General features: G+C 58.8%; 4 protein-coding genes. All 4 read right to left on the bottom strand.

Annotated features, from left to right (window positions below):
• Window positions 1–2: 2 nt before the first annotated feature.
• The gene (locus ACRESD_RS01850; protein ID WP_431749376.1) at window positions 3–4445 is read right to left on the bottom strand and encodes an RHS repeat-associated core domain-containing protein; all 4443 of its coding nucleotides are present in this window, start codon (window positions 4443–4445) and stop codon (window positions 3–5) included.
• A gap of 12 nt (window positions 4446–4457) precedes the next feature.
• Window positions 4458–4889, bottom strand: coding sequence for a DcrB-related protein (locus ACRESD_RS01845; protein ID WP_431749375.1), 432 nt, complete (start codon window positions 4887–4889; stop codon window positions 4458–4460).
• Between the two features lie 15 nt (window positions 4890–4904).
• The gene (locus ACRESD_RS01840) at window positions 4905–6845 is read right to left on the bottom strand and encodes a type VI secretion system Vgr family protein (RefSeq protein ID WP_431749374.1); all 1941 of its coding nucleotides are present in this window, start codon (window positions 6843–6845) and stop codon (window positions 4905–4907) included.
• Window positions 6846–6941: 96 nt separating this feature from the next.
• On the bottom strand, window positions 6942–8609 hold a 1668-nt coding region (locus ACRESD_RS01835; RefSeq protein WP_431749373.1), incomplete at its 5' end, for an AAA family ATPase.

The following is an 8609-nucleotide window of genomic DNA, read 5'->3' as shown; positions in this document are numbered from 1 at the left end:
TCTCAGGGGTGTATCGCTGTCTGTGAAGGTGGTTTTATCGGGAGGTTATTATTATTGTTGGTCTGTTGTCGACTGCTAATCGGCCCGTTCGGGTCTTTTGTGAACTTGTAATCCAGCACTTCCCCGGTGTTCTTGTTGTAAACATCTGGCCGCGCGCTACCGGCGGTTCCTTTCGGGACCTCAACGCCTTTCAAATAGGATTTCTCCACCGCCAAGTGAGTCTTTTGCCCGGTCATGCGCTGGTAGCGTTTTAGCAATTTGTCGGCGTAGGTGTGCTTTTTGCTACCCTGGACCGGACCAGTGCCTGCAGCGCCATGCTTGTTTTTAACGCCCCATTTTTCCGCCTTGCTGGCAATTTTCTTGACGAAATCCTTATCCGACAGACTGGCTGCTGTAGGTTTTTTGTTTGTGCAGGACAATCCCAGTGGATCTATCCAGGTAATCGGATTAGGGCCGTAGGCGTACAAGTTGAGCCCACCCAAGAGTCCGATAGGATCGGGTGTCGTGAAGCGGCCAATGTCCGGGTCATAGAACCGGAAGGTATTGAAATGAAGTCCGGTTTCTCTATCCAAGTACTGGCCTTGGAATCTGAGGTTTTGCTCCTCGATGTAATACGGTTCACGGGTTTCCCGTATGGTGTTTCCCCATACGCGATAGGTGGCCTGCCACAGCGTTTGGCCGTCGGCTTCAGTGAGCTCAAGAGGGAGGCCATTGAAGTCGTTATGGTAGTACCGGATCTTTTGCTGGGAGCCTACACCGTCCACCTTGGCCAATGGCTCATAGCCGTCTTCTTCATACAGATAGAGGCTGGTCTGGTTGTTCCGGTGTTCTTGCAGGAGCCGTAAGCCATCCCAACTGAAATGTGTTGTCCCGAGTAAGTATCCTTCGCTGCTCGTCTCGTTTTTCTCGATGCGTCGACCCAGTGGGTCGTAGGTCATGCGGACCACATTGCCGCTCTGGTTCCGTACTTCGATCAGACGATGTTCGGCGTCATAACGCATGTGTTGTACGCCACGATGACCGCTTCGCTTTTCGACCATTCGGCCAAAGCCGTCATAGCGATAACGTTTGTCCTGATAAGTCAGTAGGCGGTTATGCACAACCAGTCCGCTACCGGATGGTGGCCCATCCAGTAAATTGGCGGCGGCGTCATAGGAAAAGGTTTCGTGCTGCCCCATTCCGCTGTCCTGGCTGGCGATAATCCGAGCGGTGGCATCGTAGTGCAGCAACTGGCGAGCTTGGTTCGCAGGGTGCCGGTCCAATTTAGTGATCAGATTGTCTGCCGCGTCGTATTCGAACTGCTTTTGTAACGATGCCGCTCCCGGCGTACCCGGGCTGGTCTTGCGGCGTTGTCGTGCACGCAGGCGGCCCGAACGATCGTAGTTGCTCTGAGTGCTGATTTGGCCCTGGGTGCGCAGTACTTCGCGGTGCAGCCGGTCGCGCTCAAAATCACAGATGACCTGGCCATCGAGGTTAATTTGATGCAGATGGCCGCTGCCATAATAAAGACGATTGATCCAGCGCCCGTCGGGCAGTTTGCTTTGGATCAGATTCCCTAGTTCGTCGTAGTGATGTTGCAATGAGCCTGCTTGGCTCTGTTCTTCCAGCATCTGCCCGAGAGCGTCGTACGAGAACCCCAGTGTCTGTGACTGACCGCTCGTGTCCATGAAGTGGACACCAGTCAGTTGGTCCAACATATCGTAGGTGTATTGAGTGTGACCATCATCTGTTGTCTTGGCGCTCAACCGCCCCATTGCATCGCGCGTGAGTCGATGGACAATGGGTTTGGCAGCTATTTCCGGTACCAGTCCGATCCCGCTGCCGTAAGGTGCGGGAACGCTTTCAAACTGGATGACATTGTCGAGACAGTCGTGCTTGTAGCGTTTGGAACTGCCATCCAGATCCCGCTGCTCGGTCAGGCGATCGCCTGCATCCCACGAAAATCGATAGCTTTCGCCGTTCTCGTTGGTCAGAGACAGAAGGCGGCCATAAGCATCGTATCCAAACTGCACGTTACGACCGTGGGCATCAGTGCGTTGCCGTACCTGGCCACGTCGTGTGTATTGATAATGGGTGCTGTGCCCGGCGGGATCCGTGTACCCGACCAGTTGTCCGCTGGCATCGCGCTGATAGTGTTCTTCGCGACCATCAGGCAATTGGACCCCAATCAGTCTGCCCTGCGCGTCGTGCTTGAATTCAGTCCGCTCCCCCAGTGCGTCAGAGATAGCCTGCAAATGTCCGCGTGCGTCATAAATGAACCGTGTGGGCGAGCCTGAGCAATCGACGTGTTCAATCAGTTGCCCTGCCTGGTTCCAGCGGAGTTTTTTACGTTTGCCAGTGGCATCGATGATTTCAACAGGCTGGCCGTGAGTGTCGTACTGGTAACGGGTGATGTTGCCGAGAGGGTCCGTCTCACGGATACAGTTGCCTCTGGGGTCATACAGGAATTTCCAGCTGTTGCCGGCGGCGTCGGTCTCGACTAGCGGCAATGACCAATGATCAAGCCAGAGGGTTGTGTCGCGGCGCCCCAGGGGGTCCATTTCGCTGATCAGATTGCCGGATTCGTCATAACAGTATTCATAACGTCCACCTTGCGGGTCTGTTGCGCTGAGCAATTGGCGTTCATCGTTCCATTCAAAGCGCCAGACTTGCCCCAGATTATCGGTGTACTGGGTAACCTGATATTGGGTATTCCATACGCGTGTGCTTACCCTTTGTAAGCCGTCGGTGATACGTGTCGTCCCTGCGTTCAGGTCATAGTCGAAATGATAGCGATCGCCGTCATTGGTCCAGTGGCCAGTCACACGCCACTCGACGCCTTCAATCAAAGCCCATTCATAGAAGCAGTGCAGACCGGTAGGCAGTTGATGCTCCACCATGCGACGCCCAGCGTCGTATGCAAAGCGTCGTTGGACCTGATCCGTAGCGTCACGCACTTCTGCCAGGTCGCCAGCCTGGTCATAGGCATAACTGACTAGGACTTCCCGGCGATGATCGGGATGCAACCGCTCAATCCGGTCGACACGGCCTTGCTCGTGAATCAACTCGACTCGGACCAGATCAAACGTGTCGCGCAGCGTCGTCAATCGACCCGCTGCGTCATAGTCCAGATAGATGCGGTTGTCGTTGCGGTCGCCCAATTGGCTCAGGCGCAGCAATGAAGCGTCGCGGGGGGAGGCGTCAAATAGCCGATACAGACCGTTGTCGCTTTCAATCAATAGTTGCCCGTTACGGTGGCGTCGAATGTTCAAACCCTCGCCAGGGCTGAACATCGCACTACCCAGCGCCACTGAACCCAGGTTGATACGACGGCCCTGCTCGTCGGTATAGATCAGTTCTTCACCGCCATCTGGATGAGGCTGTATTTGTACGGCGACTTCATAAGGCACGCTCCAGCCTGCACCGAACAGCCCATCGCGGCGAAGGTCGCGGCTGTTGTAGAAGCGCTGCCAGTCAATCGGCAACACTCCAGGCAGGGAAAAGTCCAGGTCGAAATCGCTGCCCAGAACTTTGGCGCCTGTTGCCGCATGCACGGGGTTGGGCGACCCCATCGCAGCGTTTGCCATCGCCCCCATGGCTTGGCTCACTGCGTAAGACCCCACACCGCTGAGCAACATGCACGGCAAATTACTCAGCGTTTTCCCCTTCGCGCCCTTGAGCATCATGAGGGCTTCAATCGCCAGCCCCACACCGGGCGTCTTGCCGCTGCGAATCTCCTGTACCACTACCGTGCCGCCACCAATCGTGACGTTTGGCGAAATCAGGCCTGAGGAAACTACTGTCGCATCGCACATGCTGCGGTCGCCGCTGCGTACGGCGGGTTGACCGTTGATGGTGACTTTATCGGAGCCCTCAGCAAGGAGCTGCGGGGGCATTGGTGGGTGGCGGGCGCATAGGACCAGGTCGGTGGGCAGCGGCACGACACCGGGTGCTGGATAGGCAACGGTAGGGCGCCACAGTTGGGAGAAGAATCCCTCAGCCATGTCCAGGAAGCCGGGCTCTGGCGCAGTTTCGACATCAGGTTCTGGTTCGTCGGGTTCAAGCTCGGTCCCAGCGGGCGCGACATGGGAGGGAATTGCACCTGCCGCACGCGCAGCGGGGATGCTGTTGACGAACGTGTCGGTCGAGCCCACCGCAATCGTGGCTTCCACCACCGGTGGAAACAGCGCATTGGCGAAACTCTCGCACATCTTGCTGAGACCCTTGTCGGCCCCCGTCTTGCTCATGGCCATGCCGACGACAATACCGACCACGGCGCCGAGGATGCAGCCACCAATGCCGGCAGTAGCGACCGTGACACCAATCGCCGCCGCCACCGCTGCAGTCGCCAGTGCTGTGATCGCCACGTTGGCTGCCACCTCCAATACACCGCCGAGGATATCGGCCATCATGGAAGTGTGGGTCAGCGCATCGCCCATCCGGGCAGCCCATAGAGCATCAGACATACAGGCAACTCATCAAAGGGCGTCGAACGCCAGCGAATTCTTGATCGTCGCCCAGTGCGCGGCCTCGGTATCCCCGAGCTTGTCCGCCTTCACATAACTCAAGGCGAGCATCTTGCGCGTCCCCGGCAGCAGCAGCGCCAACTGGAACTGGAACACCTTGTCATTGCCCTTGTTGAACTGGCTGCGCAGCTCGATACCTTCCACCTCTTGCGCAGCGCCCAGGCGCACATCAACGCCCGGCTGATAACGCAGGTCCTGTACCTGTTTTTCCAGACGCTGGAGTTGGTCATTGAAGTTGCTGTGCAGGGTTTCACCCTCGGCGAGCAAGCTGCGGCTGACGATCAAGGAGGTGCCCAATTCAGGGAACTTGAGGATATTGATCGACGCGTCCTGCAGCTCGCCGGCCGGCAGTTGGAACTGGAATTCGTTGATTCGGTACGTCATGGCAAACAGGTCTCGTCAGGAGCTTTTAGGCGTAGGGAACGCGGCTTTGATGTTGGCGTCGATGCTGGCTTTCACACCCTGGCCATCAGGCGTCGCCCCCGCGCCACCGCCGTTGTTCAGGTGCAGCACACCGCCCGTGTTGAACTCGGCGTCGCCGCTGGCGTAGAAGCTGATTTGCACGCCGGTCAGGTTGATCTGCCCGCTGGCGTTCAATTCCAGGATGCTTTCGCCGCACACCAGGCGCAGGTTCTCGCCCACTTCGATCACGTAGCTTTGGCTGATGCTGTCGGTCTTGCGCTGGCCAACCGAAAGGATGTCCTCTTGCTTGACGATGCGCAGGCGGTTGTTGCCGATGGTCACCGTCTCGTTGTGGCCGATGCTCTTGTTGCGGTCATGCCCCACCGAGTGGCTTTCATCCACCTCGACCACGATGTCCTGGTTACGCTCGGCGTGGATGTACAACTGCTCCAGCCCCTTCTTGTCCTCCATGCGGATTTCATTGAAGTTGGCTGGTGTGCCGCCCTTGCTGGATCGGCTTTTCATGCCGCTCTGGGTCGCGTTCTCCGGCAGGTCGTAGGGCACGGTCTGTTCGGCGTTGTACACGCGGCCGGTGATAATTGGCCGGTCCGGGTCGCCTTCCAAAAAGCTCACAATCACTTCCTGGCCGATCCGTGGAATCTGCATCGACCCCCAGTTTTTTCCTGCCCAGGATTGCGACACACGAATCCAGCACGAGCTGTTTTCGTTGGATTGATCGTGGCGGTCCCAATAGAAATGCACCTTCACGCGGCCGTACTGGTCGGTCCAGATTTCCTCACCTTTAGGGCCGACTACCAACGCGGTCTGCGGGCCTTTGACGATGGGGCGATGGGTGTTGGCCAGCGGCCGGAAGCTTTGCTGGGCGTCGATGCAGGTGAGGCTGCTTTCGAACTGCGCCGAGGCCGAGCCGCTGCCGCTTTCCAGGCTTTCCTGGACGATGTAGTAACGGCAACCGACGATCAGGTATTCGCGGTTCTGGTCCTGGCGGCTGAAGCCGGTGAGGCTGAACAAATGCCCGGAACCCAGGCCCCGGGCATTGCCGCTGAACTCGATCTGTTCATGCAGGGTTTGCAGGGCTTCGATGCGGGTGCGCGCGTAGTGTTCGCCGTCTTGGCTTTGCACGTAGGTGCCGGGGTAGTCGTACAGCGGGTAGTCACCGGCGGTGTGCGGACGCGGCATGGCCGAACGCACGTCGATGCTGGCGCTGGGTCGCTGGAAGTCGTAGTCGTTGAGTTCCAGCGAGCCCGGCTGTACTTCCTGCGCCAAGTGCCAGTTATGCATGTGGTCGCGTTCGCGTTGCTGCTCATCCTTGGGGTAGTACGGGATCGACGCGTAGCCCGGCACGGTGGTGTGGGCGCCATAGGCGTCGGCCAGTACCAGCACATGGCGATCCTGCTCGTGACGGAAGAAGTAGTAGATACCTTCTTGTTCCATCAGGCGGCTGACGAAATCGAAGCTGGTCTCGCGGTACTGCACGCAGTATTCCCACTCGCGGTACGGCCGGCTCAGGGCGTCTTCGAAATCGGAAAAACCCAGGTCGCGGAACACCTGCTTGATGATCTGCGGGATGCTCAGGTTCTGGAAAATCCGGCAGTCCGAGGTGCGGCTGAGCAGCCATAGCCAAGGGCGCAGCGTCACCTGGTAACTGGCGAACTGGCCCTGGTCGATGTTCTGGCTACAACGAGCAACGATGCCGTGGAAGTGCCGCTCACCACCGTCCGCCAGTTGCAGGCCCACACTCATCGGCTTGCCCAGTAACTGGTTAAGGTCGATGTTGGCGTCCAGGGACGTCAGTTGCAGCTCGTAGTTGAACAGCCTGCCCAGCTCTTCGCCGCCGCCCATTTCATTGAGCAGCAGCACATCCGGCCCGAGAGGGCTGGTGACTTTGGCCAGGCGTGAGGCTTGGTTGAATAGCATCGGGCGTCTCGTAAATGACTAAATAACTGAAGAAACCGAATCCAAGTGTGGGAGGGGGCAAGCCCCCTCCCACATTTTTGATTGTGTTCCGTCAGGTCAATCAGCGTCGCTGAAGTCGTAGTGCAATTCATTATCCCGGCTGCTGATCCGCACCCCCGCCAGTGCCTTGCCTTCGAGCATGCGCGTGAGGAACTCACGGCTCATGTCCGGCAGCAGGCTGTTGGTGAGAATGGTGTCGATCATGCGGCCGCCGCTTTCAGTTTCGGTGCAGCGCGAGACGATCAGGTCGACCACCGCGTCGTCGTAGTCGAAGGCCACTTTGTGCGTACTCTCCACGCGCTTTTTGATGCGGTTGAGTTGCAGGCGGGTGATTGCCTTGAGCATCTCGTCGCTCAGCGGGTAGTACGGAATGGTCACCAGACGGCCCAGCAACGCCGGTGGGAAGATCTCCAGCAGCGGTTGGCGCAGGGCCTTGGCGATGTCTTCCGGCTCTGGCACGTTCGCCGGGTCTTTGCACACGTGGGAAATCAGCTCGGTGCCGGCGTTGGTGGTCAGCAGGATCAGGGTGTTCTTGAAGTCGATCACGCGGCCTTCGCCGTCTTCCATTACTCCCTTGTCGAACACCTGGAAGAAGATCTCATGCACGTCCGGGTGGGCTTTTTCCACCTCGTCCAGCAGCACCACGCTGTAGGGTTTGCGCCGTACCGCTTCGGTCAGCACGCCGCCTTCGCCATAGCCGATGTAGCCGGGTGGCGCGCCCTTGAGGGTCGACACCGTGTGCGCTTCCTGGAACTCGCTCATGTTGATGGTGATGACGTTCTGCTCGCCGCCGTACATGGCTTCGGCCAGGGCCAGGGCGGTTTCGGTCTTGCCCACGCCGGAGGTGCCGGCGAGCATGAACACGCCAATCGGTTTGCTCGGGTTATCGAGGCCGGCGCGGGAGGTCTGGATACGCTTGGCGATCATCTGCAGGGCGTGATCCTGGCCGATGATGCGTTTCTTCAGGTGCTGGTCGAGGTTGAGCACCGTCTCCAATTCGTTGCGCGCCATGCGGCCCACCGGAATACCGGTCCAGTCGGCGACCACCGAGGCCACGGCCTGGTAATCCACGGTCGGCAGGATCAGCGGGGTTTCGCCTTGCAGGGCGGTGAGGCGTTGCTGCAGGTCGACCAGTTGGGCACGCAGCTCATCGCTCTCGTTGTTACCGGCAGCACTGTCCACCACACCCACCTTTTCACGCAGCGTCGCGCGAGTGGCGAGCAGTTCATCCACCAGCGCTTTCTCTTCGGCCCAGCGACTTTCCAGAGTGGCAAGACGCTCACGCTCAGTGTTCAACAACGCCTCGGTGTTGGTTTGGCGCGCGCCAATTGCAATACCGATGGCGTGTTCGCGAGCGATGATTTGCAGCTCGGTTTCCAGCGCTTCGATGCGACGGCGGCTGTCGTCCACTTCCGCCGGCACCGCATGCAGGCTGATGGCGACGCGGGCGCAGGCGGTGTCCAGCAAGCTCACGGATTTGTCCGGCAACTGGCGCGCCGGGATGTAGCGGTGAGACAGTTTCACCGAGGCTTCCAGCGCTTCGTCGAGGATCTGCACCTGGTGGTGTTTTTCCATGGTCGACGCCACGCCGCGCATCATCAGCAGTGCCTTGTCTTCCGATGGTTCGGCGACTTGTACCACCTGGAAGCGCCGGGTCAGCGCCGGGTCTTTCTCGATGTGCTTCTTGTACTCGGCCCACGTGGTCGCGGCCACGGTGCGCAAGGT

Source organism: Pseudomonas sp. (assembly GCF_050739995.1).
Taxonomy (GTDB): Bacteria; Pseudomonadota; Gammaproteobacteria; order Pseudomonadales; family Pseudomonadaceae; genus Aquipseudomonas.
Note: the sequence above shows the minus strand (reverse complement) of the source record. Positions and strands in the feature narration are given on the sequence as shown.

Coding starts and splice junctions, on each gene's coding strand:
- ACRESD_RS01840 (WP_431749374.1), bottom strand. CDS start 6,845: ATGCTATTCAACCAAGCCTCACGCCTGGCCAAAGTCACCAGCCCTCTC.
- ACRESD_RS01850 (WP_431749376.1), bottom strand. CDS start 4,445: ATGTCTGATGCTCTATGGGCTGCCCGGATGGGCGATGCGCTGACCCAC.
- ACRESD_RS01845 (WP_431749375.1), bottom strand. CDS start 4,889: ATGACGTACCGAATCAACGAATTCCAGTTCCAACTGCCGGCCGGCGAG.